General features: G+C 57.0%; 23 protein-coding genes. 13 read left to right on the top strand and 10 right to left on the bottom strand.

What is annotated here, in order from left to right; genetic code table 11:
- Positions 1 to 29 precede the first annotated feature (29 nt).
- A complete protein-coding gene (purB, locus tag C0U40_RS16690) occupies positions 30 to 1,334 on the bottom strand; it encodes an adenylosuccinate lyase (RefSeq protein ID WP_101656950.1) in 1,305 nt (434 codons plus the stop codon).
- A gap of 146 nt (positions 1,335 to 1,480) precedes the next feature.
- Positions 1,481 to 1,930 carry a VOC family protein gene (locus C0U40_RS16685; protein ID WP_353616048.1) on the bottom strand — a complete coding sequence of 150 codons (450 nt, stop codon included), beginning with the start codon at positions 1,928 to 1,930 and terminating at the stop codon, positions 1,481 to 1,483.
- A 90-nt stretch (positions 1,931 to 2,020) separates the two neighbouring features.
- Here C0U40_RS16685 and C0U40_RS16680 point away from each other — a divergent pair, with 90 nt between their 5' ends.
- Positions 2,021 to 3,223, top strand: a complete 1,203-nt coding sequence (locus C0U40_RS16680) for a cation:proton antiporter (RefSeq protein WP_101656948.1) — start codon at positions 2,021 to 2,023, stop codon at positions 3,221 to 3,223.
- On the opposite strand, the gene C0U40_RS16675 is transcribed toward C0U40_RS16680, so the two are convergent.
- The 7 genes from C0U40_RS16675 to miaA form a co-directional block, all read right to left on the bottom strand.
- On the bottom strand, positions 3,224 to 3,559 hold the full coding sequence (locus C0U40_RS16675; RefSeq protein WP_101656947.1) for an antibiotic biosynthesis monooxygenase family protein: 336 nt from the start codon (positions 3,557 to 3,559) through the stop codon (positions 3,224 to 3,226). It lies immediately after the preceding gene.
- A gap of 89 nt (positions 3,560 to 3,648) precedes the next feature.
- On the bottom strand, positions 3,649 to 5,739 hold the full coding sequence (locus C0U40_RS16670) for a dipeptide ABC transporter ATP-binding protein (RefSeq protein WP_101656946.1): 2,091 nt from the start codon (positions 5,737 to 5,739) through the stop codon (positions 3,649 to 3,651).
- A gap of 11 nt (positions 5,740 to 5,750) precedes the next feature.
- Positions 5,751 to 6,956 carry an ABC transporter permease gene (locus tag C0U40_RS16665; RefSeq protein WP_101656945.1) on the bottom strand — a complete coding sequence of 402 codons (1,206 nt, stop codon included), beginning with the start codon at positions 6,954 to 6,956 and terminating at the stop codon, positions 5,751 to 5,753.
- A 15-nt stretch (positions 6,957 to 6,971) separates the two neighbouring features.
- On the bottom strand, positions 6,972 to 8,054 hold the full coding sequence (locus tag C0U40_RS16660; protein WP_101656944.1) for an ABC transporter permease: 1,083 nt from the start codon (positions 8,052 to 8,054) through the stop codon (positions 6,972 to 6,974).
- Positions 8,055 to 8,208: 154 nt separating this feature from the next.
- On the bottom strand, positions 8,209 to 9,870 hold the full coding sequence (locus tag C0U40_RS16655; RefSeq protein ID WP_101656943.1) for an ABC transporter substrate-binding protein: 1,662 nt from the start codon (positions 9,868 to 9,870) through the stop codon (positions 8,209 to 8,211).
- 310 nt (positions 9,871 to 10,180) lie between these two features.
- A complete protein-coding gene (locus C0U40_RS16650; protein ID WP_101656942.1) occupies positions 10,181 to 10,999 on the bottom strand; it encodes an AraC family transcriptional regulator in 819 nt (272 codons plus the stop codon).
- Positions 11,000 to 11,076: 77 nt separating this feature from the next.
- A complete protein-coding gene (gene miaA, locus C0U40_RS16645) occupies positions 11,077 to 12,009 on the bottom strand; it encodes a tRNA (adenosine(37)-N6)-dimethylallyltransferase MiaA (RefSeq protein ID WP_101656941.1) in 933 nt (310 codons plus the stop codon).
- A gap of 131 nt (positions 12,010 to 12,140) precedes the next feature.
- On the opposite strand from miaA, the gene pyrH reads away from it, so the two are divergent.
- From pyrH to lpxB, 12 genes are all read left to right on the top strand, one after another.
- Positions 12,141 to 12,875, top strand: coding sequence for a UMP kinase (gene pyrH, locus C0U40_RS16640; RefSeq protein ID WP_069299408.1), 735 nt, complete (start codon positions 12,141 to 12,143; stop codon positions 12,873 to 12,875).
- A gap of 23 nt (positions 12,876 to 12,898) precedes the next feature.
- Entirely contained in the window at positions 12,899 to 13,462 is a 564-nt protein-coding gene (gene frr / locus C0U40_RS16635) for a ribosome recycling factor (protein WP_101656940.1), read from the top strand.
- Positions 13,463 to 13,506: 44 nt separating this feature from the next.
- On the top strand, positions 13,507 to 14,235 hold the full coding sequence (locus C0U40_RS16630; protein WP_101656939.1) for an isoprenyl transferase: 729 nt from the start codon (positions 13,507 to 13,509) through the stop codon (positions 14,233 to 14,235).
- A complete protein-coding gene (locus tag C0U40_RS16625) occupies positions 14,232 to 15,020 on the top strand; it encodes a phosphatidate cytidylyltransferase (RefSeq protein ID WP_101656938.1) in 789 nt (262 codons plus the stop codon). Before C0U40_RS16630 ends, C0U40_RS16625 begins: the two co-directional genes overlap by 4 nt.
- Complete coding sequence (dxr, locus tag C0U40_RS16620; RefSeq protein WP_101656937.1) at positions 15,020 to 16,177, top strand: 1-deoxy-D-xylulose-5-phosphate reductoisomerase; 1,158 nt, start codon at positions 15,020 to 15,022, stop codon at positions 16,175 to 16,177. Before C0U40_RS16625 ends, dxr begins: the two co-directional genes overlap by 1 nt.
- 3 nt (positions 16,178 to 16,180) lie before the next feature.
- Positions 16,181 to 17,524: an RIP metalloprotease RseP gene (gene rseP / locus C0U40_RS16615; RefSeq protein ID WP_101656936.1), complete on the top strand. Its 1,344-nt coding sequence runs from the start codon at positions 16,181 to 16,183 to the stop codon at positions 17,522 to 17,524.
- 102 nt (positions 17,525 to 17,626) lie between these two features.
- Positions 17,627 to 19,975 carry an outer membrane protein assembly factor BamA gene (bamA, locus tag C0U40_RS16610; protein ID WP_286135056.1) on the top strand — a complete coding sequence of 783 codons (2,349 nt, stop codon included), beginning with the start codon at positions 17,627 to 17,629 and terminating at the stop codon, positions 19,973 to 19,975.
- 12 nt (positions 19,976 to 19,987) lie between these two features.
- Positions 19,988 to 20,557 (top strand): OmpH family outer membrane protein, encoded by a 570-nt coding sequence (locus C0U40_RS16605; protein ID WP_180957733.1) that lies wholly within the window; start codon positions 19,988 to 19,990, stop codon positions 20,555 to 20,557.
- A gap of 88 nt (positions 20,558 to 20,645) precedes the next feature.
- Positions 20,646 to 21,122, top strand: coding sequence for a 3-hydroxyacyl-ACP dehydratase FabZ (gene fabZ / locus C0U40_RS16600; protein WP_101656934.1), 477 nt, complete (start codon positions 20,646 to 20,648; stop codon positions 21,120 to 21,122).
- A gap of 2 nt (positions 21,123 to 21,124) precedes the next feature.
- Positions 21,125 to 21,931, top strand: a complete 807-nt coding sequence (lpxA, locus tag C0U40_RS16595) for an acyl-ACP--UDP-N-acetylglucosamine O-acyltransferase (protein ID WP_101656933.1) — start codon at positions 21,125 to 21,127, stop codon at positions 21,929 to 21,931.
- Between the two features lie 4 nt (positions 21,932 to 21,935).
- Complete coding sequence (locus C0U40_RS16590; RefSeq protein WP_101656932.1) at positions 21,936 to 22,820, top strand: LpxI family protein; 885 nt, start codon at positions 21,936 to 21,938, stop codon at positions 22,818 to 22,820.
- The gene (gene lpxB / locus C0U40_RS16585) at positions 22,817 to 23,995 is read left to right on the top strand and encodes a lipid-A-disaccharide synthase (protein ID WP_101656931.1); all 1,179 of its coding nucleotides are present in this window, start codon (positions 22,817 to 22,819) and stop codon (positions 23,993 to 23,995) included. The genes C0U40_RS16590 and lpxB overlap by 4 nt, the downstream gene beginning before the upstream one ends.
- A 68-nt stretch (positions 23,996 to 24,063) precedes the next feature.
- Here lpxB and C0U40_RS16580 read toward each other — a convergent pair whose 3' ends face one another.
- Positions 24,064 to 24,534, bottom strand: a complete 471-nt coding sequence (locus tag C0U40_RS16580; protein ID WP_101656930.1) for a YbaK/EbsC family protein — start codon at positions 24,532 to 24,534, stop codon at positions 24,064 to 24,066.
- Between the last annotated feature and the right edge of the window lie 41 nt (positions 24,535 to 24,575).

The following is a 24,575-nucleotide window of genomic DNA, read 5'->3' as shown; positions in this document are numbered from 1 at the left end:
GTGATTCACATGTTAACCTTGTCTTGGGATCAGTCTTTGAAGACCCGCTTGAAGATCGTGTCCACATGTTTTGTGTGGTAGCCAAGATCAAATTTCTCTTCGATCTGTTCCGGTGTCAGGGCTGCCAGAACCTCCTCGTCGCCCAAAAGCTCGGTCTTGAAATCCGCACCGTTTTCCCAGACTTTCATCGCATTGCGCTGCACCAGCTTGTAGCTGTCTTCCCGTGAAACGCCCGCTTGCGTCAGAGCCAGCAATACCCGCTGGGACATTACCAGACCACTGAACTTGTTCATGTTGGCCAGCATGTTGTCAGGGTAAATCAGCATTTTGTCGATTACACCTGTCAGGCGGTTCAATGCAAAGTCAAGCGTGATGGTTGCATCGGGACCAATGGCACGTTCTACCGAAGAGTGAGAGATGTCCCGCTCGTGCCAGAGTGTGACGTTCTCCATTGCAGGGATCACAGCCATGCGAACCGTGCGCGCCAGACCGGTGAGGTTCTCGGTCAGGATCGGGTTCTTCTTGTGAGGCATGGCCGAAGAACCTTTTTGCCCTGCCGAGAAGAATTCCGCACCTTCCAGAACTTCGGTGCGCTGCATGTGACGCACTTCTGTTGCGATGTTTTCAATGGAACTTGCGACCAGGCCAAGTGCTGCAAAAAACGCGGCGTGGCGGTCGCGGGGGATGACTTGGGTGCTGATCGGCTCGGGCTTCAGGCCAAGCTGTTCGCACACATGTTCTTCAACGGCCGGATCGACGTTGGCAAAAGTCCCAACAGCACCGGAGATCGCGCCGGTGCCGATTTCTTCGCGGGCGGTTTTCAGGCGGGTCAGGTTGCGGTCCATTTCCGCGTAGAAACGGGCAAAGGTCAGACCCATGGTTGTTGGTTCCGCGTGGATGCCGTGGCTGCGGCCTACACGTACCGTGTCTTTATGCTCCAGCGCGCGACGTTTCAGGGCGGCCAGCAGGGCCTCTACGTCTGCGATCAGAATGTCCGAGGCGCGCACCAGCTGCACGTTGAAACAGGTGTCCAGAACATCGGAGGAGGTCATGCCCTGATGGACAAAGCGGGCTTCGTCGCTGCCAACATGTTCGGCCAGATGGGTCAGAAAGGCAATGACGTCGTGTTTTGTGACTGCTTCGATTTCGTCGATGCGGGCCACGTCGAATTCTACGTCTTTGGCTTTCCAGACGGCTTCTGCGTTTTCGCGAGGAATGACACCGATGTTGGCCATTGCGTCACAGGCGTGGGCCTCGATCTCGTACCAGATTTTGAATTTCGTTTCCGGCGACCAGATGGCAACCATTTCGGGACGGGAATAACGTGGGATCATGAAGCGAGTGTCCTTTGTCTGACAGGCTTTGCTAATACGGGCAGATGGGCGCGGTTTAGACTGACAGGACGCAACTGACAAGCGCGAGAGGTGTCGCATGTGCCACCGGCAGGACAGGCTGCCGGTGGGCTTGGTCGCTCAGATGTTCAGGATTGGGGCGCGTGACAGACAGCTTCCACATTGTTGCCGTCCGGATCGCGCACAAAAGCCCCGTAGTAATGTTCGTGATAATGGGGGCGCGGGCCGGGTGCGCCGTTGTCTACTCCACCCGCAGCGATGGCCGCTTTGTAGAAGGCATCCACCTCGGCGTGGTTTCTTGCGGCAAAGGCCACGTGCATCGGAGGTTTCTGTTGTCCGTTTTCGCTGATCCAGAAGGTCGCAGCGTCGCGGCCAAATCCGGCTACCTTCACGCCTCCTGTGTGTTCGGTCGGAATTTCCATCAGCATTTTCCCACTCAAAGGGGCGAGAACTGCGAGATAAAAATCTGTGGCGGCGTCGAAATCCGAAACGCTGATACCGGAATGGTCGATCATTGTAATGTCCTCTCGGGGTTGGTTGGAACTGGTTGTTCCGGTGTAGCCTGCCTGTGCTGACATTTTGTGTCAGGAGCAGTGCTTGCAAATTGCAATCGGGAAGGGCTAGGTTTTTTCAACGGGATAGGGACCGGTCATTAACGGGGTAAGGATATGCCAACAGAACTCTTGGTGCTCGGGTTGCTTTGCGTGGTTATCCTCTGGGCGCTGTCTGCGGCGCGACTGGAGAAATCCGCGATTACCCTGCCGATGATTTTCACGGCCACCGGATTCGCCATGTCCTATCCGATCGGTTTACTGGCAGAGGACCATGCCCTTCGGGAAATCGCCCGCGTGGTGGCAGAGGTGACGCTGATTATCGTCCTGTTCGCGGATGCGAGCCATTTTCGCCCCAAACATCTCGCGGCGAGCGTGTTCCTGCCGCTGCGGATGCTGGTGATCGGGATGCCGCTTACCATCGGGCTGGGCACGTTGGTGGCCTATGTAATCTTTCCCACAGGTGGCTGGGCTGTGGCGCTGCTGATTGCGGCGGTGCTGACCCCGACAGATGCGGCTCTGGGGGCGAGTGTGGTCAATTCCGACAGGCTGCCGGACCGTTTGCGCCAGACCATCAATGTGGAAAGCGGGCTGAACGACGGCCTGGCGCTGCCGTTTGTGTTGTTCGGGGCAATTTTAGCTGGCAGCGGTGGCGGAACCGGAGCCTTGGCGCTTGATGCGCTGTTGCAGGTGATCCTCGGGCCACTGGCGGGTCTGGCTGTTGGCTGGGGCATTGCCCGCGCGATGAACCGTGCGCAGAAGGCGGGTTGGGCCAATGAGGAAAGCGAGGCGATTGTCTTTCTTGCGACGGCCTTTGCCGCCTATCTGCTGGCCTCGGTCATCGGGGGCAACGGATTTATCGCGGCCTTTGTCGCTGGAGCAGTCTTTGGCAATACCTACCGCTATGACGCCAGTTTCATCACCGAATTCATGGAAAGTCAGGGCCAGCTTGCAACCATCGGGGCCTTTGTAATTTTCGGTGCGGTGCTGCTGCCTGTGGGCATCGCACACCTCAGCCTGTCGGCGGTCCTGCTGGCGGTGCTGTTCCTGACGGTGGTGCGGATCATCCCGATCATGCTGTCGCTGCTGGGCAGTCATCTGGTCCTGCGAGAGCGCCTGTTTCTGGGGTGGTTCGGGCCACGGGGGCTGGCCTCGATCCTGTTTGCTCTGCTGGTGGTAGAGGATTACGATATCCCGTTCGCGGACGAGATACAGGCCTGTGTGGTGGTGACGGTGTTACTGTCCATTCTGGCGCATGGCATTTCTGCGGCCCCGCTGGCACGTATGTTCGCGCAAAAAGGCGGGCCGCAGCGGGATTGACTAACGCCCCTCCGGTCCGTCGTAATGGCGTTCCACTTTGGCAACGCGCAGGGTGTAATGGTCATACCATTTCTCGCGCCCCATCTTTTGCGCGAAAAGATGTTCTGACACCTGTTTCCAGTTCTTTAGCGCTGCTTCGTCCTGCCAGTAGGATACGGTGATCCCCAGACCGTCCGCATCCCGAGTGGATTCCACCCCGAGATAACCGGGCTGGGCGGCGGCCAATTCGCCCATCTTCTCGGCCATTGCGCCGTAACCGTTATCCGCACCCTTGCGTTGCGCAGTGAAAATGACCGCGTAATAGGGCGGTTCGGGCAGGGGGGCGAAACGGGACATGGGCGGGCCTGTGCTGAGGAGTGATCCTGCAAATATGCCACCCGCCCATCTGCCCTGTCACCCTGTTTCCTGCAAAACACGCACCAGTGTTATTCTGCCGCGATTTTGATGACAGGCTCCATCTGGTCCAGATAGCTTTGCGCCAGATGGCATTTGATCTGCTGGCTGCCCGCCAGATCGCGCATTGGGGGCACCTCGGTTTCGCACAGGTTTCCCGCCACGTTTACCTTATGGGGGCAGCGCGTCTGGAAAGGGCAACCGCTTGGCGGGTTCATGGCGGACGGAATGTCGCCCTCCAGAACGATCCGCTTTTTCAGCACGCTGGTATCGGCAATCGGCACAGCAGAGAGCAGCGCCTCGGTGTAGGGGTGATAGGGCGGAGAGAAGACTTCTCCTGTTGTGCCCATTTCCACCACGTGACCAAGGTACATCACCATGACCCGATCTGCGAGGTAGCGCACGATGGACAGGTCGTGACTGATGAACAGCAGCGTGGTTTTATTCTCCCGCTGGATTTCCATCAGCAGATCCGTCACCGCCGCCTGCACAGATACGTCCAGCGCGGACACAGGTTCGTCCGCCACCACAATCTGCGCCGATCCCGCAAAGGCCCGCGCGATGCCGACCCGCTGTTTCTGCCCCCCCGAAAGCTGTCGTGGCATCCGGTCCGCAAAGGCGCGGGGTAGCTTCACCAGATCGAGCAGTTCCAGCATCCTCTGGCGGCGTTCGGCGGCGGTGTTTCCAACCTTGAAAATCTCAAGCGCACGGATGATCTGGCTGCCTACCGTCATAGAGGGGTTCAGCGTGTCAAACGGATTCTGGAACACCATCTGGATCGAGGCGACGGTTTTTGTGTCGCGGTTTTCAATCGGGGTGTCTTCGATCCGGTCGTTGTTCAGCGTGACGGAACCGTCCGTAGCGGTCTCCAGCCCCATAAGCACCTTTGCGAGCGTGGATTTCCCGCAACCGGATTCCCCCACGATGGCCAGTGTCTCGCTTTCGCGGGCCTCAAACGACAGGGTCTCATTGGCTTTCACAACCCGAACATCGCCACCGCCAAATATGGCATTTGCAGCGACTTCGTAGTATTTTTTCAACCCTTTGACTTTCAGAACCACTTCACCCGGTTCTGTCTTTTTGGTGTTGTCTGCCACGGCAGGCGGGGCCTTCCAGTTGATCTCGTCCACGCGCAGGCAGCGGCTTTCGTGGCGGTCGCGCCCGCCGCCCTCTACGGCGACCATCGGGATCGACCCTTTGTTGCACAGCCCGTTGACGAAATAATCGCAGCGCGGGCCAAAGTTGCAGCCCGGCGGCCGTTCATGGGGCAGGGGAAAGTTCCCCGGAATGGCGATTAGCGGGGAGGCGTTTTTATCTGCACCCGGTAGCGGAATAGAGCGGAACAGCGCCTGCGTGTAGGGGTGGCGCATTTTGTCGAACACATCTTCGATCGAGCCGGTTTCCACCGCCTCGCCGGAGTACATCACACACAGACGGTCACAGGTATCCAGCACCAGCCCGAGGTTGTGGGAAATGAACAGCATAGAGGTGCCGTATTTCTCGCCCAGCCCCTTCACAAGATCGACGATCCCTGCCTCTACCGTCACGTCCAATGCGGTTGTCGGTTCGTCTAGGATCAACAGCGATGGTTTGGACATCAGTGCCATTGCGATCACGATACGCTGCTGTTGCCCGCCCGAAAGCTGGTGCGGATAGGCGTCGAGAATACGCTCCGGATCGGGCAGTTTCACATCGGTGACGACTTCGATTGCCATCTTGCGGGCCTGATCCTTGGAGGTGCCCTCGTGGATCATCGGCACTTCCATCAGTTGCTTGCCGATGCGCATTGCCGGATTGAGAGAGGCCATCGGCTCTTGGTAGATCATCGCGATTTCCGAGCCACGCAGGTCGCGCAACTCTTCCTCGCTCATCGCGTTCAGATTGCGCCCTTTGAACTTGATGGAGCCTCCCACGATTTGACCGTTCTTCCCCAAATCCTGCATCACCCCCAGCGCAACTGTGGATTTGCCACAGCCGGATTCCCCGACCAGCCCCATTGCCTCGCCGGGCATGACCGTGGTGGAGAAATCCATCACCGCGGGGATCTCTCCGGCGCGGGTAAAGAAGGAAATCGACAGGTTCTCGATTTCGAGGATCGGGCCGTCATAATCCCATTTTGTCATTCCGCTCTCCCTTAGTCTTTAAGTGATTGTTCACGCAGGCCATCGGCCAGCAGGTTCAACCCCAGCACCATGGACATCAGGGCAAGGGCAGGGATCAGGGCAGGGTGGGGATAAAGGGTCAGCAGTTTGCGCCCCTCGTTGATGGTGGACCCCCAGTCGGGACTTTCCGGCGAGAGGCCAAGGCCGAAAAAGCCTAATGTCCCCAGCAGGATGGTGGTGTAGCCGATCCGCAGGCAGAAATCCACGATCAGCGGGCCCCGTGCGTTGGGCAGGATTTCCCAGAGCATGATATACCACGGACCTTCGCCACGGGTCTGGGCCGCTGCCACATAGTCCCGCGTCTGAATATCGAGCGCCAGTCCCCGCACGATCCGGAAAACGGTCGGGGAGTTCACAAAAACCACCGAGACAAAGATGTTCAACAGGTTCGGGTCCATCCCGAGCAGGCCGAGAGGGTCGGCGTTGAACGCCAGTCCCGAATACATCCATGCCCCCACCAGCAACGTGCCGGCAATCAGAATGTTGCGCAGCATCGGGCGGGTGAAAAACCGCGACTGGAACAGGATCAGCAGGAACAGGATCGGGAACAGGAACAGGATTGCCGCCAGTATATTCGGGATCGACGTCACCCAAGTATTGCCGCCCCAGATGCGGATTTCCGCCCCCGCAGCGCGGATTTCCGGTGTGACTAGCAGGTAAAACAGCAGGATCACCGGAAAGGCCAGCACAAGGTTCGCCAGGAACGACAGGATCGTATCCGCGCGCCCGCCGAAATATCCCGCAGGCAGGCCAAGGGTGATACCCACCATAAAGGCAAACAGCGTGGCCGCAGGTGCAATGATCAGCACGATCCGGGAACCAGCCACCATGCGCGAGAACACATCCCGCGCAAGGTTGTCGCCGCCAAACAGATACCACTGGAAATCGCCTTCCGCCGCACCGCGCAACGGCGTGCCAGGCAGTTTGTTTTTCATACCCGACGCGGTTTCCAATGCGGCATGGGTCATAATGAAATCGGCAAAGATGGCGGTCAGCACCCAGAACAGCACCAGCGCAAAGCCGACCATTCCAATCGGGCTGTCAAACAGCTTGCCATAAAGTCCGGTCTTGTTTTTGGTCATGATCGACAGGGCGAAAATCACCAGCATTCCGACCCAGACAGGGATGAACTGCATGAACACATAGCCGACGATCTGAAGGGATGTGAGAGGTTCCATAATGTCGTCCCTTCCTTAGCTGACGCGGATGCGCGGGTTGAGAAAAACATACCCGATGTCGGATATGAGCTGCGTCACCAGCACCACCAGAACGGCCACCACCGAAACCCCGAGCAACAGCTCGATGTCGTTGTTTCCGGCGGCCTGAACCAGTGTCCAGCCAAAGCCCTTGTAGTTGAACAGGGTTTCGACAATCACAACGCCGGTCAGCAGCCACGGGATTTGCAGCATGATGACGGTAAAAGGCGCAATCAGCGCATTGCGCAGCGCGTGTTTGAGCACGATGTTGCGAAAGCTGACCCCTTTGAGCCGGGCGGTACGGATGTATTGCGCGGTCATCACCTCGGCCATAGAGGCCCGTGTCATCCGCGCAATATACCCCACCCCGTAAAGCGCCAGCGCCATAACGGGCAGGGTGAAGTTGGCAAAAGTAATGTCATTGGCAGCGGTTGATGCCAGCCCTTTGAACATGGTTTTCTTTTCGATCCAGCCCCATTCGTGCAGGATCGGGGACAGGCCGGTGCGCGAGGATGCGAACAACACCACAAAAATCACGCCGGACACATATTCCGGCGTTGCCGTCGTGGCGATTGCAAAAGTTGAAAGCGATCTGTCCGTGCGCGATCCTTCCCGCATGCCGGCCAGAATGCCGATCACCAGTGCCATAGGCACCATCACGATCAGCACAAACAGCATCAGCCATCCGGTAAGAGACAGGCGCTTTGCTATGATCCCTGACACCTCGCCCTTGAAAACAGTTGAAAACCCGAAGTTGCCCTGCAACACACCACAATAGCGCCCCGTTTCTTCAAGCGGGACACCGGGGCGGGAACAGCGGGTATAGACTTCATCTCCGACTTCGAAGCGGGGTGAAGGCATTACCCCAAGCCATTGACCATACTTAACAAAAACGTTCTGGGTATACCCGCGATTTACCAGCCAGCTTTCGACCTGTTCATCGGTCATGCGCATGTTGCCTTCGGTCTTCGCCAGTTTTTCAAGGTTCGGATGAAGATTGGTCATGAAAAAGACGATGAACGTCAAACACAGGGCAGTCAGTAGCATGACCCCTGTTCGCCGGAGAATAAATCTTCCCATAGATTTCCCTGTCGCTGGGTCGCGTGACCGTTGTCTCCCAGACTGGCTGGGCATTTACAGGGTCCGGACCTTTGGTTTTTGGTTGGTCGTCAGTCAACTGCTAAGCGTGACGGAAAAGGCCAGAGCAATGCTCTGGCCTTTTTGTCTTTTCGTGTCAGGCGGCAAAGCCGATCTTGTGTACGTGGATCTCGAACGACGGGTGCATTTCTGCGCCCACTACACCATCGCGGTAGAAGCGGTTAACGCTCTGCCAGTAAGGTTGGATCATCACCCCGTCATCAACAAGCATCTGCTCCAGTCGCGCCATAACCTCACGGCGCTGATCTGCATCTGCAATTGCCATAGCCTCTGTTACAGCGGCATCGAACTCGGGGTTGGCATAGGCGCTTTCGTTCCAGGCTTCGCCGGAGCGGAAGGCAAGAGCCAGCACCTGAATCCCGAGCGGGCGCTGGTTCCAGTTGGTGGTCGAGAACGGGTATTTCGCCCAATCATTCCAGAATGTTGAACCCGGCAGTACAGTCCGTTTGATCTTGATTCCGGCCTGACGGATCTGGTCGCCGATGGCGTCAGTGGAGTCTTTTCGCCAGTCACTGTCGAGCGATATCAGTTCGTGCTCGAAATCAGCCATTCCGGCCTCTTCCATCAGCGCTTTCGCACCTTCGGGATCATGCACGTGGGGACCGATATCCGCGTATTCGGGATGGATTGGTGCCACCTGATGGTTTGCGGCGACTTCACCATTGTTGGCAAAGCCCAGTTCCAGCACCACGGCATTGTCAACGGCCATGGCCAGCGCCTTGCGCACCCGCTTGTCCTTATATGGCACCATGCCTTCCACTTCGGCCACTTGGTTGCAGCGGGCAACGATGGTGTTGGCGGTCACTGTGGTAGAGCGGTTCCAGCCTTCAAGTGTTTCAAAGATTTCGATATATTCACCATCTGTGCGATAGCCGATATCGTATTCCTCGGATTCAGCCCCTGCCACCCATGCGGCAGGTTCCGTGCCAAAGTCGATGTATTCGATACGGTCTGCGTAAGGGCCGTTGGCTTCGGCATCCCACCATGTGTGGTTCTCGTTGCGTACCACAACGCCCTTAACCCCCGCTTCGAAGGATTCCGGAATGTAGGGTCCGGTACCTACCGGATTGCCAACCATGTTTTCAGGATCATGAGAGGAATGAACAATCGCTGCCGGATAGTCGGCCATGCCCGGGATAAGGGTAATATCGGGATCGGACGGTTTCAGCAAAACAGTGTGGGAGTCCACAACGGTGATCGCACCTTCGGCCGCGGTTCCGTCCTCACCAATAAGAGTTGCCATGCGACCGGCCATGGAGTTGCCTTCCACTGCCTTGTCACACCAGCCGCGGATGTTTCGGGCCACATCCTCAGCGGTGAAATCATCCCCATTGTTCCACTTTACGCCCTTGCGCACGTTCAGGGTGATTTCTGTGGCGTCTTCATTGGCTTCCCAGCTTTCCAGCAGGCGCCCTTCAAAAGAGCCGTCGGCGTTGATCTGCACCAGATACTCCAGCCAGCCGCGGGTGAAATTGGCAATCTCGGACCAGTCATAGGCCCGCGGGTCTTTCAGCGCCTTGCAAGTCATCTGGATGCGCATTGTCCCACCCATCTTGGGCTTGGCGCCATGGGCTGCTGCCTCTGCCATCGGGGTGCCAATCAGTGAATAGGCAACAGCAGCGGTCGCCCCGAGCGCTGTGGCGCGCGATAGGAATTCCCGTCGGGACAGAAGTCCCGCTTTGTGTTCCTTGGCGTACATTTCCACTGCGGGGTGCAGATTAGAGCGAGTCGAGGTCATATGTTTCTCCCTGATAGACCAAGTTTTTTTTGTTTTATTAAGAATAGCACGAATTGCGGTTTTGCCCAAATCGCGGGCTGGCGGGCCCGTCCGAATTGCCGCTTATGTTCTTGAATGCTGTTCAGTTACTTCCCTCCGCCGTCTTAACAGGACACTCGCTTTGGGTGGGTTTTAGAGGCAGGAAAACGACATTGAGTGTCGTTTCCACGACATAGTCAGGTGAGAATACTCACGTTCAGGTGAATGCAGCTCAACTTAGTTGCAACTAGGACGACAGAGACACGAGGCGGTTCAGCCCCGCCGGTTCATCTTATTTTTGCGCCGTCTGGCGGTAAGCCTTGGGGCTTTGCCCCTGTTTCGCGGAAAACAGTCGCGTGAAATAAGCAGGCGAGGAAAAGCCGAGCTGGTTCGAGATTTCCAGAATTTTATGGTCTGTATTGCTTAACATCATGCGGGCCTCTGCCAAAACCCGCTCCTGTATCAAGCGCGAGGCAGACTTTCCGTTCACCTGCTGGCATACGCGCGTCAAATGCGTGGGCGTAACCCCGAGAACCTTTGCATATTCCGCCAGCGTGCGTCCGGTCCGGTAATCTTTTTCCAGCATATTAACGAAGGCTTCCATCAGGCGCTGGGCCGCGTTTGTCTGGGGTTCTTTGAAGTGTTTCTGTGCCATCCGTGCCAGATGAACCGACAAGAGGCCCACAAGGTACTCTACAGCCAGATTGCGCCCGATCCCGCTGGTGTTGAACTCTGCTGAAATGCGATCAAAGCGGTTGGCAATCTGTTTCTGATCCATCAGGTTCAGGATCGGCATGAAAACCGAATGATCCGGCAGGACAACCTGCACTTTCGGATCAACCGTGACGACGACACCGTAAACATTCGTGGACAGTTCCAGCCGGTGGGGGACGTCATGGGGAATGAATATCACTGTATTCGGCCCGAACGACCGCGTGACCCCGTTGATCATGCACCGTCCGTTGCCTTTGGAGATCCAGAAGAATTTATGCAAGCCGTTGACGCTATCAAGCCGCAGTTCAGGATGGCTGGAGCGTAAGGTCCCAGCGAGCGAGCCGACAAAGACCCGTTGTTCAGTGTCCCGGATCAGTGTTGGGCTTTCATCATCCATGAGAGGCTCGCTTTTGGCGTCGAAAATATCAAAATTTATTCTTTATGCCGGTACTAAAGCCCAATCTGCGAATCGAATCAAGAAAAGCTTGAAGCCAATTTTTCAAGCTCTTGATCGGAAATATCATTTTGCGGATCGAGTGCTGTCCATTCCCGCATCCGGTTTCGGAACCATGTGCGCTGCCGCTTGGCATATTGGCGGGTCTGTGTTTTCGACAGATCAATTGCGGTTGTCAGGTCCAGCTCTTGTCGCAGATAGGCGACGAGCTCTTTCGCGCCGATCGCCTGAGCAGAGGGAAGCGTTTCGTCCCAACCGTCGGCGATGTAGGCTTTGACCTCTTCCAGTGCTCCCTGTTCTATCATTAAATCAAACCGCCGTCCGATCCGCTCTGCCAGCCAGTCGCGGTCTGCATCCAGATGAAGGCGCACAGCCTGCTGCGGGTCAACCAGCGGGGGCGGGGTGTCGGCCTGCCAGCGGGACAACCCCTTGCCCGTAGCGCGCAGAACTTCCCAGGCCCGTTGCAGGCGGGCGGGGTTGTTGGCATCAAGACCGGCCAGTGTTTCGGGGTCTTCCCGTTCCAGATCGGACAGAAACCCGTCTTTGCCGGTTTCCAGTCGCAATGTGTTTCCGGCAGAGCGGATATGGTCAGGCACCGGCGGAATTGGGGCCAGCCCTCGGGTCAGTGCGCCGAAATACAGTCCCGTTCCCCCCACTATGATGGGACGTAGACCTTGGGCACGGGCGTCATGCAGACAGGTTTCCACATCCCGTAGCCAATGCCCCGTGGAGTAGCTTTCATATTTACCTACGTGTCCATAAAGCCAGTGGGGCGCTTGCGCGGTTTCGCTTGCATCCGGGCGGGCTGACAGAACTGTCCAGCAGTCATAGACTTGCAATGCGTCAGCATTGATCACGCAACCGTTTGTGAGCGCAGCCAGCCGCAGCGCCAGAGCGGATTTTCCCGAAGCTGTCGGGCCAGCTATCAGGATCGGTGCATCGCTTTGTGTCATATCTTTCGCAACATCGCTGTCTAAAGGTCGTGGTCGGGAATTCTCTTAGGGGATCAGGGCGCAATTTGCCATTGAATCACGCGCGATTATGAGACAGTTTGCGCCGAAGCACCAAAATCGAGGAATCGCGCATGGCTGACGCATCGCATGACGAGCAGAAACCGACATATAAACGTGTCCTTCTGAAAATTTCCGGCGAAGCGTTGATGGGCGATCAAGGGTTCGGGTTGCACCCCCCCACTGTCGAGAGAATTGCCAACGAAATCAAATCTGTTCACGATCTGGGCGTTGAGATTTGTCTGGTGATCGGGGGCGGCAACATCTTCCGCGGTCTTCAGGGCAGCGCACAGGGAATGGAACGGACCACCGCCGATTATATGGGGATGCTGGCCACAGTGATGAACGCGCTGGCCATGCAGGGCGCACTTGAGAGCCTAGGGGTATTTACCCGAGTGATCAGCGCCATTCCGATGGATCAGGTCTGCGAACCCTACATCCGCCGCCGCGCCGTGCGCCATCTGGAAAAGAAACGGGTCTGCGTTTTTGCTGCGGGCACCGGTAACCCTTACTTCACAACCGATACCGCCGCGACACTGCGCGCCAATGAAATGTCCTGCGAGGCCATCTTCAAAGGCACACAGGTAGACGGGGTTTACGACAAAGATCCGAAAAAACATGCCGATGCTGTGCGTTATGATACAGTGTCTTACGACGAGGTGCTGCAAAAGCATCTTAAAGTGATGGATGCCTCGGCGATTGCGCTGGCGCGGGACAACCACAAACCGATCGTGGTATTCTCGCTGGATGAACCCGGCGGCTTTGCTGGTATTTTGCGCGGCGAAGGCACATATACGAAAGTGGGCTGAGACCCGCGCTTGGAGACAGAGCTATGAGTGACGATATTGAAATTGATGTAGACGCTTTGAAACGTCGCATGGATGGCGCAATGACTGCGCTGAAAACCGAATTTGCTTCGCTGCGTACCGGACGGGCTTCGGCCTCTATTCTGGAGCCGGTGATGGTAGACGCTTACGGTTCCATGATGCCCCTGAACCAGTGCGGTACCGTCAATGTTCCCGAACCCCGCATGATTACCGTGACGGTCTGGGACAAAGGTCTGATCAACGCTGTCGAAAAGGCAATCCGGAACTCCGGTCTCGGGATCAATCCTGTGGGCGATGGCATGACCATCCGCCTGCCGATCCCCGAACTGAACGAAGAACGTCGGCAGGATCTCGCCAAAGTGGCAGGCAATTACGCCGAACAGGCTCGTGTGGCTGTACGCAACGTGCGCCGTGATGGTATGGATCAGGTCAAGAAAGCCAAAAACAACGGCATGAGCGAAGACGACCAGAAAATCTGGTCCGAAGAGATTCAGTCCATGACCGATGCGGCAATTGAAAAAATCGATAAGGCTCTCGAAGCCAAACAAGCAGAGATCATGCAGGTGTAAGCCGGCCCCGCCGGCGCGCTCGCAAGGTCTGATATGGCAGGCAAATGATGCAGAAAACAGACCCTGTGACCCACGCGGATCATGTTGCGGTAATTATGGACGGCAACGGGCGTTGGGCAACCGCGCGGGGGCTGGAGCGGCTTAAAGGCCATGTCAAAGGGGTGGACCGCGTGCGCGAGGTGGTGCGCGCGGCACCTGATTACGGCATCGGCTATCTGACCGTTTTTGCCTTTTCCACCGAAAACTGGAAACGCTCCGAACGGGAAGTGACGGGGCTGATGAACCTGTTCAAACGCTATATCCGGGGTGAGGCGGCAACCCTTGACGATGACAATGTGCGCGTGCGCTTTATCGGGGACCGCAAACCGCTGGACCGCAAGCTGCGTTCCCTTATGGACGAGCTGGAAAAGCTGACGGAAACCAACACCGGACTGAAACTGACCATCGCGCTGAACTATGGCGGGCGGGATGAAATTACCCGTGCTGTGGGACGGATCGCCAAAGCCGCCAAGATGGGCATGATTGATCCGGCTGAAGTGACCGAACAGATGATCGGCAATTTCCTTGATACGTCCGATTTGCCGGACCCTGATCTGATTATCCGCACCTCAGGGGAATGCCGCACATCCAACTTTCTGCCGTGGCAGTCCTGTTACGCCGAATATGTCTTTACCGAAACCGCATGGCCCGACTTTACGGTGGCCGAGCTGGTCAAGACGCTGAACCAGTTCAGATCAAGGGACCGCCGGTTCGGTGCGGCCGTAGCGAAATGAACACGGGTGCGGACTTCTCGGATCTGCGCACGCGGATCATCTCCGCGCTTGCGCTGGTGTTCATCGGTCTGGCGCTGGTCTGGGTTGGGGGCGATGCCTTTGGTGTGCTGCTGGTAATTGCAGCCGGATTAATGGGCTGGGAAACCAGCCGGATGCACGCAGATGCTCCGCTGATCAACTACGTTTTCGGCCTTTTGCTGGCAGCTCTGGTGCTCTCGGCGATGTTCCTGCCGGTGCTTTGGGCTGTTGTACTGGCTGTCTTGCTGGTTGGTGCGGTATTTCTCGGGCATCGACGCCCTCTGGCCGTATTGCTGGCAGCTGCGGCGATTACTGCGGGGTGTTTTACCCTGCAGGTTTTGCGCAGCGATTTTGGCATTGGCTGGACGCTTTGGCTGTTGGTTGTGGTTGTGGCTTCGGATGTTGGTGGTTACTTCGCGGGCAAGATGATTGGCGGGCCGAAAATCCTGCCGCGGATCAGCCCCAAGAAAACATGGTCCGGCACGGTTGGCGGTTGGGTTCTGGCTGCAGTTGTCGGGGTGGTGGCCTATAACGCGGGGCTCGGCGGTGTCGGGATCGTGCTGCTTTCGGTGCTGGTCGCGGTAGCTGCGCAGATTGGCGACCTTCTTGAATCTTCGATGAAACGCCGTGCAGGGATCAAGGATTCCAGCAACCTCATTCCCGGCCACGGCGGATTGTGGGACCGGTTCGACGGAACCATCGGCGCGTCCTGTGCGCTTGGGCTGGTGCTCGCCCTTGGCGGTGCCGGAGCTTTGGGGCTGGTTTGATGCGGCGAGTTTCCGTTTTTGGGGCCACCGGATCTATCGGGCAGAATACCCTTGATCTGATTGCCCGCAGGCCTGACGATTTTGATGTAGTTGCCCTGAGCGGCGGCGCAAATGTGGCTCTTCTGGCCGAACAGGCAAAGGCCTTGCGGGCCGAATACGCCATCGTGGCGCAGGAAAACCTGCTACCCGATCTGCGTGCGGCACTCGCGGGGAGTGCAGTGAAAGCCGCTGCCGGACGTTCCGCCCTGCTGGAAGCTGCGGCCATTCCGGTTGACTGGGCGATGTCGTCCGTTGTGGGGTTTGCCGGTCTGGAGATCAGTCTGGCCATCGCTCGCAACTCAAAAACGCTCGCGCTGGCCAATAAGGAAAGTCTGGTATGCGGTGGCGCGCTGCTGAACAGGGTTTGTGAAGATCACGGCACTTGCCTGCTGCCCGTAGACAGTGAACATTCCGCGATCTTCCAATGTATCGGCGGCGCCGACAAAGAGGTGGAGCGCATCATTCTGACCGCTTCGGGCGGACCGTTCCTGCATTCGGACCCGAAAGCACTGGAAAAGGCTACACCGGAACAGGCGATGGCCCATCCGAACTGGGACATGGGGCAGCGGATTTCCATCGACAGTGCGTCGATGTTCAACAAGGCAATGGAGGTTCTGGAAACCCACGCCCTGTTTGATGTGTCGCCCGAACAGATCGAAGTTATCATTCATCCCCAGTCGATCATCCATTCGATGGTCGGGTTCACTGACGGTGCGATCATGGCGCATCTTGGTCCGGCAGATATGCGCGGACCAATCGGTTTTGCGCTGAACTGGCCGGAGCGTGTGGACCTGCCGCTGGAGCGTCTGGACTTCGGGGCGCTTGGCGCGCTCAGCTTCCAGCATCCTGATCCGGCACAATTTCCCGCGCTCGAACTCGCCACCCAGACCATGCAGATGGGGGGGCTGGCAGGGGCTGTATTCAATGCCGCTAAAGAGGCAGCTCTTGATCTGTTTCTGGATCGCAGGATCGGGTTTCTGGATATGGCCCGTGTGGTGCGTCAAGTACTGGCGCAGACAGACGTATCCGGCAGTGATACACTAAACATAAAAGATGTGATTGACGCAGATGCAATCGCACGTGTGAGAGCGGGTGAAGCCGCGCAGAAAGGGTTTTAAACCATGTTCGATTTCCTGTCCCACATACCGCTTGTCGGGGGAACGCTGACCTTTCTGGTGCCGTTCATTATCGTGTTAAGTATCGTGATCTTTATCCATGAATTTGGTCATTACATCGTCGGCCGCTGGTGCGGCATTCACGCCGAAGCGTTTTCCATGGGGTTTGGTCCGGTTCTAAAAACATGGACCGATAAACGGGGGACCCGTTGGCAGATTGCGGCCTTGCCCTTTGGCGGATTTGTAAAGTTCCTTGGCGACGCGAATGCGGCCAGCGGCGGTGCTGACCGTAGCGCAATAGACGCCATGCCCGAAGCCCTGCGCGCCCGCACGTTCGAGGCTGCAGCCCTCTGGAAGCGTGCCCTGACGGTTTTCGCAGGTCCGGGAGCCAACTTTATTCTGTCCATCGTGATTTTCGGCCTGATTGCCATGGGATCGGGACGTCCGTCACCGGATCTGGTGGTCGGCGAGGTGAAATCGGTTCCGGGCGAAACAATCGGTTTGCAGTCGGGCGATCAAATCCGGAGCTTTAACGGCCAGCCTGTTTCAGCGTGGAAGGATTTTGAGGATTTCAAATATCGCGCTGATGAAAACAGCACTCCTACATACGGTGTGCTGCGCAACGGCGAAGAGCTGACAGTCAGCGGGCCGTTCCCATGGCTGCCTATTGTGTCTTCGGTCAATCCGGTCACGCCTGCGGCAAAGGCCGGTGTGAAAAAAGACGATCTGGTGATCGAAATGGACGGCAAGCCGATTGCCTCTTTCTTCGAACTGCAAACCATCGTGCAGCAAATGACCTCTCGTGAAGTATCCATGAAAGTTCTGCGCGGTTCAGAAGTTGTAGACCTTGCGATTACTCCGCGCTCCATGGCGTATGAAAAAGAAGACGGCAGCTTTGGCGAGCGGATGATGATTGGTATCGGGGCAGGGCTCTCGGTGGCCCCAGTCTATGAAACAGTTGGACTGCTTGGCGCGCTGGATGCGGGTGTCGGATCTGTGTGGCATCTGGCCAAAACCTTTGTGCGCACCATCAGCGAACTGGTGACAGGCGGTCTGTCGGTCAAAAACCTGCAGGGTCCGGTCGGGATTGCTGTGGCGTCCGGCGACAGTGCCTCGCAGGGGCCGTTGGAGCTGGTCTTTATGATTGCTTTTATTTCTACAGCAATCGGGCTGATGAACCTGTTGCCGATCCCTATCCTTGACGGTGGTCATCTGGTGATTTTCGCCTATCAGGCCATCTTCAGACGCCCGCCAAGCGATCGCGCCCTTCAGGTTGCAATGGGAGTTGGGCTTTCGCTCTTGTTGATGTTGATGATTTTCGCCACCTTTAACGACATTATGCGCCTTTGAATCCGGAAACGGTTCGATTAGAAAGGGTGTAGAAAATTATAAGGTTCGATTAAGACCTTGGGGGTTTGGGACAGTATGAAGACTTCGCGGATGTCACTGCGCATGAAGCGTAACTTGAAACTCGGTGGTGCAGCTTTGGCGCTTGGTGTGGCGGCAGTTCCGCTGGACAGCGTTATTTCCCTGCAAAGTTCAATGGCTTACGCGCAAGCCACTGCGCGGTTCTCGCGGGTGGATGTGTCGGGCAATCAACGGATTGCGGCGGATACCGTCCGTTCTATCGCCGGTATTTCGGCCGGTGTGACCGTAACCCCCGGTCAAATCAACGCGGCCGTGCAGAATCTCTATTCATCCGGTCTGTTTGAAACAGTAGATGTGCGCCCCGAAGGCGGACGTCTGGTGATTGATGTCGCCGAATACCCTACAATCAATGCTGTCGCTATTGAGGGCAACCGCCGCCTCAAGGATGAAGACCTGATCGGTCTCATTGGTTCCACCCCGCGTCGTGCCTATTCCCCCGCTCAGGCCGAAGCCGATACGCAGGCACTGACCAATGCCTATGCGCAAGCGGGACGACTGGCAGCGCGAATTGAGCCCAAGATCATCCGTCGTTCGGACAACCGCGTGGATTTGGTGTTTGAAGTCCGCGAAGGCCGCGTGATCGAAGTCAACCGCATCAGCTTTACCGGAAACCGCCAGTATTCCGACCGCCGCCTGCGCGGGGCGCTGGAAACAAAACAGGCGGGGCTGTTCCGCACGCTGGTACGCAAGGATACTTTCATCCCCGAGCGGCTGGAATTCGATAAGGAAAAGCTGCGGAACTTCTATCTGAAGCGCGGCTATATCGACGCACAGGTGCTTTCCTCTTCTGCTGATTTTGCGCGGGAGCGGAACTCCTTTGGCGTGAATTTTCAGGTGCAAGAAGGTCAGCAGTACCGTTTTGGCAAGCTGACACTGTCCAGCCCGGAGCAGGACGTTAACATCGAAAACTACCGCAGTGCGATGAAGATCAATGAAGGACGTGTCTATAATCCAGAGCTGGTTAACACCACGCTGGAACGGCTGGACGTGATTTCTGCGGATCTGGGGCTGCCTTTTGTGCAGGCCCGCCCGCGTGTGACCCGCAACGATGATACCCGCACACTAGACATTGAATTTGAACTTGCCCGAGGCCAGAAGCGCTTTGTGGAACGGATCGATATTGAGGGTAACAGCACCACGCTGGACCGTGTAATCCGGCGGGAATTCGAGACTGTTGAAGGCGATCCTTTCAACGCCCGTAAGGTTCAGGAAGCCACTGACCGCATTCGCGCACTTGGCTATTTTGCCAACGTAGATGTGCAAACGCGGCAGGGGTCTGCGCCCGATCAGGTTGTTATTGATGTGAATGTCGAAGAGCAGGCGACAGGATCGCTGGGCTTTGGTGTCGGTTTCGGCACGGACTCCGGCTTGAGCGGTAGCGTTACTCTGACAGAGGATAACTTCCTTGGGCGCGGTCAGGAAGTCGGGCTGACGATCAGCACCACAAGCGACGAACGGGAATACTCTTTCTCCTTCAGAGAACCGAAGATGTTTGATCGTGATCTGGCCGGATCTCTGACCCTTTCTTACCAGACAACAGACGATGATGATCTGACCTATAACACCAGTCAGGTGCTGGTTCGACCCAGCCTTGAATTCCCTGTCGGGGAAAGCTCTTCGCTGGAAACCTCGCTGCTGTTTGCCAGTAACGAAGTGATACCGGATGCGGCTTCTTCTCCGCTTATTCAGGCGGAAGAGGGGCGTAAATCCTCTTTCGGAATCGGCCTAGGCTACACCTATGACCGCCGGAACTCTCCGGTGGATCCGACCGCTGGCTTTATTTTCAGCATCGACCAGACGCTGGCCGGACTGGGTGGAGACAACAAATACTATAAGGCTGTCGCTAATGCCAAAGCGTATAGAAGCATCTTTAACGAAGAAGTGGTTCTTTCTGCTGAAGTTGAAGGCGGTTATCTGAAAGGTCTTGGCGGCAACACCACCAGTGTGATCGACCGGTTCCATCTGGGCGGCAACTCCTTGCGCGGTTTTGAAGCTTACGGGGTCGGCCCACGGGATGTCACTCTGGACGGGAGTGGCGACTCTTATGATGCGGCGCTGGGTGGTAATTTCTATGCGCTGGCCCGTCTCGAGGCGAGCTTCCCAATCGGTCTGCCTGAAGAATATGGTATCTATGGCGGTCTGTTTCTTGATGTCGGGAGCCTGTGGGGACTGGACACTACCACCGCGACTGCGGGTGGTATCACTTCCACGGCGTCCTCTTCCGACTTCGAACTGCGCTCTTCTATCGGGGTGTCGCTGTTCTGGGATACAGCGCTCGGGCCGCTCCGGTTCAACTTTGCCAAACCGATCGATTATGTAGAAGGTGTCGACAAGACAGAGTCCTTTAACTTTACTATCGACACCCGCTTCTAAAGGATGGCGCGGATGACAGGCAGGGCGTTTGGTCTTGGCGCGGTGCTTTCCACCTGTCTGCTGACGGCTGGCGGGTCGGGCGCCATCGCTCAGGCGCAGGATTTTCCGCTTTATGACCAACCTCTGCCGGTTGTCAGCATCAACAGGGAAGCCCTGATCCAGCGCAGCGATCTGGGGCGGCATCTTTCGGACATGTTGGCAGAACGTCAGTCTGCGCTGGTCGCCGAGAACGAAGAGCTTGCAGCGCGTCTGGAGCAGGAAGAGCTGGACCTGACAGAGTTGCGCAAGACCATGAGCGCACAAGATTTCAAGCCCATGGCAGAGGCATTCGACGCCAAGGTCAAGAAAACCCGCAGGGAGCAGGACCAGAAGTCCGTTGATCTGGCCAAGTCACTCGAATCCATGCGTTTCCGTTTTTTCCGGCAGGCCGAAAGCATCATCGTACAATTGATGCAGGAACGGGGCGTCATGTTTGTACTGGACGAAAGCGTCGTTTGGATGAGTCAGGGCGGCGATGTTACAAACACTGTCATAGAGCGGATGAATTCCGCCTATGCTGCGGGTGAAATATCCATCGAATAGTCTTTGGCCTGCCGAAGAGGCTGCGGTTCCACTGGAACCGTGGCACGAGGCAGGCTAAGGTTGGTTTTCTAGAACAAAGGAAGAAGTAATGGCAGACGGCGAGACCGGCAACACGTTGTTAACCGCGGATATTCAAGAAATTAAACGGATGATCCCCCACCGGTACCCGTTTCTTCTGATCGACCGCGTGAAAGACGTGGATCTGAACAAAAGCGCTGTTGGCATCAAGAATGTCACCTATAACGAACCGCATTTTCAGGGGCATTTCCCGTCCAGTCCGATCATGCCCGGCGTAACAATTGTGGAAGCAATGGCCCAGACAGCGGCTGTGCTGGTGGTTATGACGCTGGATATGATCGACAACGATATGCTGGTCTATTTCCTGTCCATCGACAAATGTAAGTTCCGCCAGCCGGTTACACCCGGTGACCAACTTGAACTGCACGTTAAAGTGATCCGCGGGCGTGGTAAGCTTTGGCGCTTCTCGGGCGAAGCTATGGTAGATGGCAAGGTTGTTGCCGAAGCCGAATTCAACGCAATGATGGTTCCACCAGAGGATCAGTAAAAATGGCTGTTCATGAAACTGCTACAGTCCACCGGATGGCGGTGGTCGAAGAGGGTGCTATTGTAGGCCCCGATTGCCACATCGGCGCCTTTGCTGTTGTCGGGCCGGAAGTCACGCTCGGGCGCGGGGTTGAACTGAAATCCCATGCAGTTGTTGAAGGATGGACAGACATCGGCGATGAAACCGTCGTCTTTCCTTTCGCCAGCATCGGCCACATACCGCAGGATCTGAAGTTCGGGGGCGAACGCACCAAGTTGGAGATCGGTAAACGCAACCGCATCCGTGAACATGTGACGATGAATCCGGGCACCGAAGGGGGTGGCGGTCTGACAAAAGTGGGCGACGACGGCCTGTTCATGATGAGCGTACACATTGGGCATGACTGTATCATCGGCAACAATGTGGTTCTGGCGAATAACGCTTCGCTTGGCGGACATTGTATTGTCGAAGACAATGTTGTGATGGGCGCACTATCCGGCGTGCACCAGTTCTGTCGCATCGGCAAGGGCGCCATGATCGGCGGTCTGGCTGCAGTGGTGGCGGATGTTATCCCCTATGGAACCGTGCTCGGGGATCGGGCAACTCTGGAAGGGTTGAACCTCGTCGGTCTGAAACGGCGCGGCTATGACAAGAACACCATCAACGGAATGCGCAGTGCCTTCCGTTTGTTGTTCAACGGCACCGGTTCGCTCAAGGAGCGGGCGGCGAGCCTGCAGCTCGAATACGCCTCCAATGCACTGGTTCAGGATGTGACGGACTTTATCCTCGACGAATCCAGCCGCCACATGACGACCCCAAAAGCGGACTAAGGGCATGGTCAGCGCACCGGATCTGCAACCACTGGCGATTGTGGCCGGTGACGGGGATTTGCCCCAGCTACTTGCAGAAGAGTGCCAAAGATCCGGTCGCGATTTTGTACTGGTCCTGTTTGCCGGATTTTCGCCTGACTGGACCATTGGACTTCCGGTGATCAGGGCGGAGTTTGAAAAACCGGCCCGCATGTTCAAAGCCCTGAAAACCGGCGGTTTTCGGGCTGTTACCTTCGCCGGTGCGATGCAGCGTCCACAGTTGCGGCCGCTGAAGTTCGACTGGAAATTCCTGCGCCTTGCCCCAACCCTGTTGCCCGCGATGAAATCGGGCGACGATGTAACCTTGCGTACGATCACTGCGATTTTTGAGTCTGAGGGTATAGAAGTCCTTGGCGCCCACGATGTGCTTGCAACGCTGCTTGCACCAAGCGGGGTTCAGACAGTCGCGAAACTGTCCAAAGCGGATTGGGCGGACATCAGGCGGGGATTTGATATTGCCGAGGCGGCGGGCCGGCTGGATGTGGGGCAGGGCGCTGTGGTGGCACAGGGGATCTGCCTTGCGGTAGAGAGCATTCAGGGCACCGACGAAATGTTGCGGTTTGTGGCAGATACCGGTGCGGCGTTCCGGCTGGATAATAACGGTGCGCGCGGGGTGCTGTGCAAGCTGCCCAAACCCGGACAGGACTGGCGCACCGATCTGCCGAGCATTGGTCCCGCCACGATGGAAGCCGCCGCGAAAGCTGGTCTGGCCGGTGTGGCGGTGCAAGCGGGCGGCGTTCTGGTTCTGGGGCTGGAGCAAACCGTAGCAAAAGCGGATGAACTGGGTCTGTTTCTGGTGGGTGTCGGGCGGGATGACCCGTCAGGAAACACCGGAGGAGCGACCCCGTGAGGGCGTTTATTCTTGCAGGGGAACCCTCTGGCGACAAGCTGGGCGGTGCTTTGATGGCAGGGTTAAAACGCCTGCATCCCGATATCCGCTTTCAGGGCGTGGGTGGCGCAGCCATGGAGGCCGAGGGGCTGGACAGCCTTTTTGACATGGACGATCTGTCCGTCATGGGCCTGCTGGAGGTACTGCCCCGTATCCCCAAACTGCTACGCCGGATAAAACAGACGGTAACGGCAGCACAGCGGTTTGAACCGGATGTGTTAATCACCATCGACAGCCCCGATTTTTGCCTGCGGGTGGCCGAGAAACTGAAAGCAACCCGCCCGAACCTGAAAGTCGTGCATTATGTCGCGCCGTCCGTTTGGGCATGGCGGCCGGAACGGGCTGAAAAAATGGCCCGCCATGTGGACCATGTACTGGCACTTCTTCCGTTCGAGCCACCCTATATGACAGTCGCCGGCATGAGTTGTGATTTCGTCGGCCACCCCATTGTGGCAGAGCGCCAGCCGACAGGTGACGAAACAGCCGCTTTTGCGCAGGAGCAGGGGATCGACCCCGAAAGACCAGTGGTTTGTCTGTTGCCCGGTTCCCGCAAGGGCGAACTGTCCCGAATGGGGCCGATTCACGGCGAAGTTGCCCGCCGAATTGCAACGCAGGTCGAAGGCGTGCAATTCGTCCTGCCTGCCGCCTCTGCTGTAGTTAATCAGGTAAAGGCGATGGTTGAGGGGTGGGAAGTCGCCCCCTTTGTCCTCGACCCGCGGGGCTTTAGCGTGGCTGCGAACGAGCACCGCAAGCGGATGGTTTTCACTCTAAGCGATGCTGCCCTTGCTACGTCCGGAACGGTTGCACTGGAACTGGCTGCGGCCAGCTGCCCGATGGTGGTGGGCTATAAGGCGAACTACCTGACGACACGGATGGTCAAGAAACTTGCGCAAATCGATACAGCAAATCTTATCAATATCGTTACGCAAACCCGCGAAATTCCAGAGTTTTTATTTGAAACCTGTACGCCGGACCTGATCACTCCGGCGCTGTTGGCGCTGCTGAAAGACACGACTGTTGCCAACGGGCAGAAAGAGGCCTGTGCGCAAACCATGCAGGCGCTCGGGCTTGGCGGAGAAGATCCCGGCGACCGGGCGGCCCGTTCGGTTCTGGCGTTTCTGGATCGGACAGACTAAGGGCCTGCCGGCCCTCTTGCGCCTCGGCGCAATTCACCCGCGGATATTTTTCCAAAAAGAGGCATTGGTTAACCTGTGAAACAGGTCACTTCCGCCTTTGTGATCTTTTGCAGCTTGCGGGGATCAATCGCGAAAAGGTGGCGGGGCGTTCCGGCAGCAGCCCAGATTGCATCATAGTCCATCAGGCGCGGATCCATGAAGGTTCTGATCGGGTTCAGATGGCCGATCGGAGAGACGCCGCCAATGGCAAATCCGGTCTGGCTGCGGATCAGGGCGGCATCCGCCTTGCCAAGCGGTTCGCCCGAAACAATAGCGGCCTGACCGGTATCCACGCGGTTGCCCCCTGCCGTTAGAAACAGGATCACAGCGCCGCTGCGCTCTCCGCGGAAGATGATGGATTTTGCGATCTGGTCCACTTCGCAGCCCTGAGACTGCGCCGCTTGGGCTGCGGTATGGGTATCAATTGCAGTTTCCACTACGGTGATGTTCAGGCCAAGCGCCTCTGCACGGCGCTGCACTCGTTTCAGACTTTTACTCATGCCGGATTTCTGCGACGAATTGCGAAGGGATGCAACTGCGA

Source organism: Neptunicoccus cionae (assembly GCF_002860325.1).
In the GTDB taxonomy this organism is placed as follows: domain Bacteria; phylum Pseudomonadota; class Alphaproteobacteria; order Rhodobacterales; family Rhodobacteraceae; genus Amylibacter; species Amylibacter lutimaris.
This window is presented reverse-complemented; position numbering and strand designations above follow the sequence as displayed.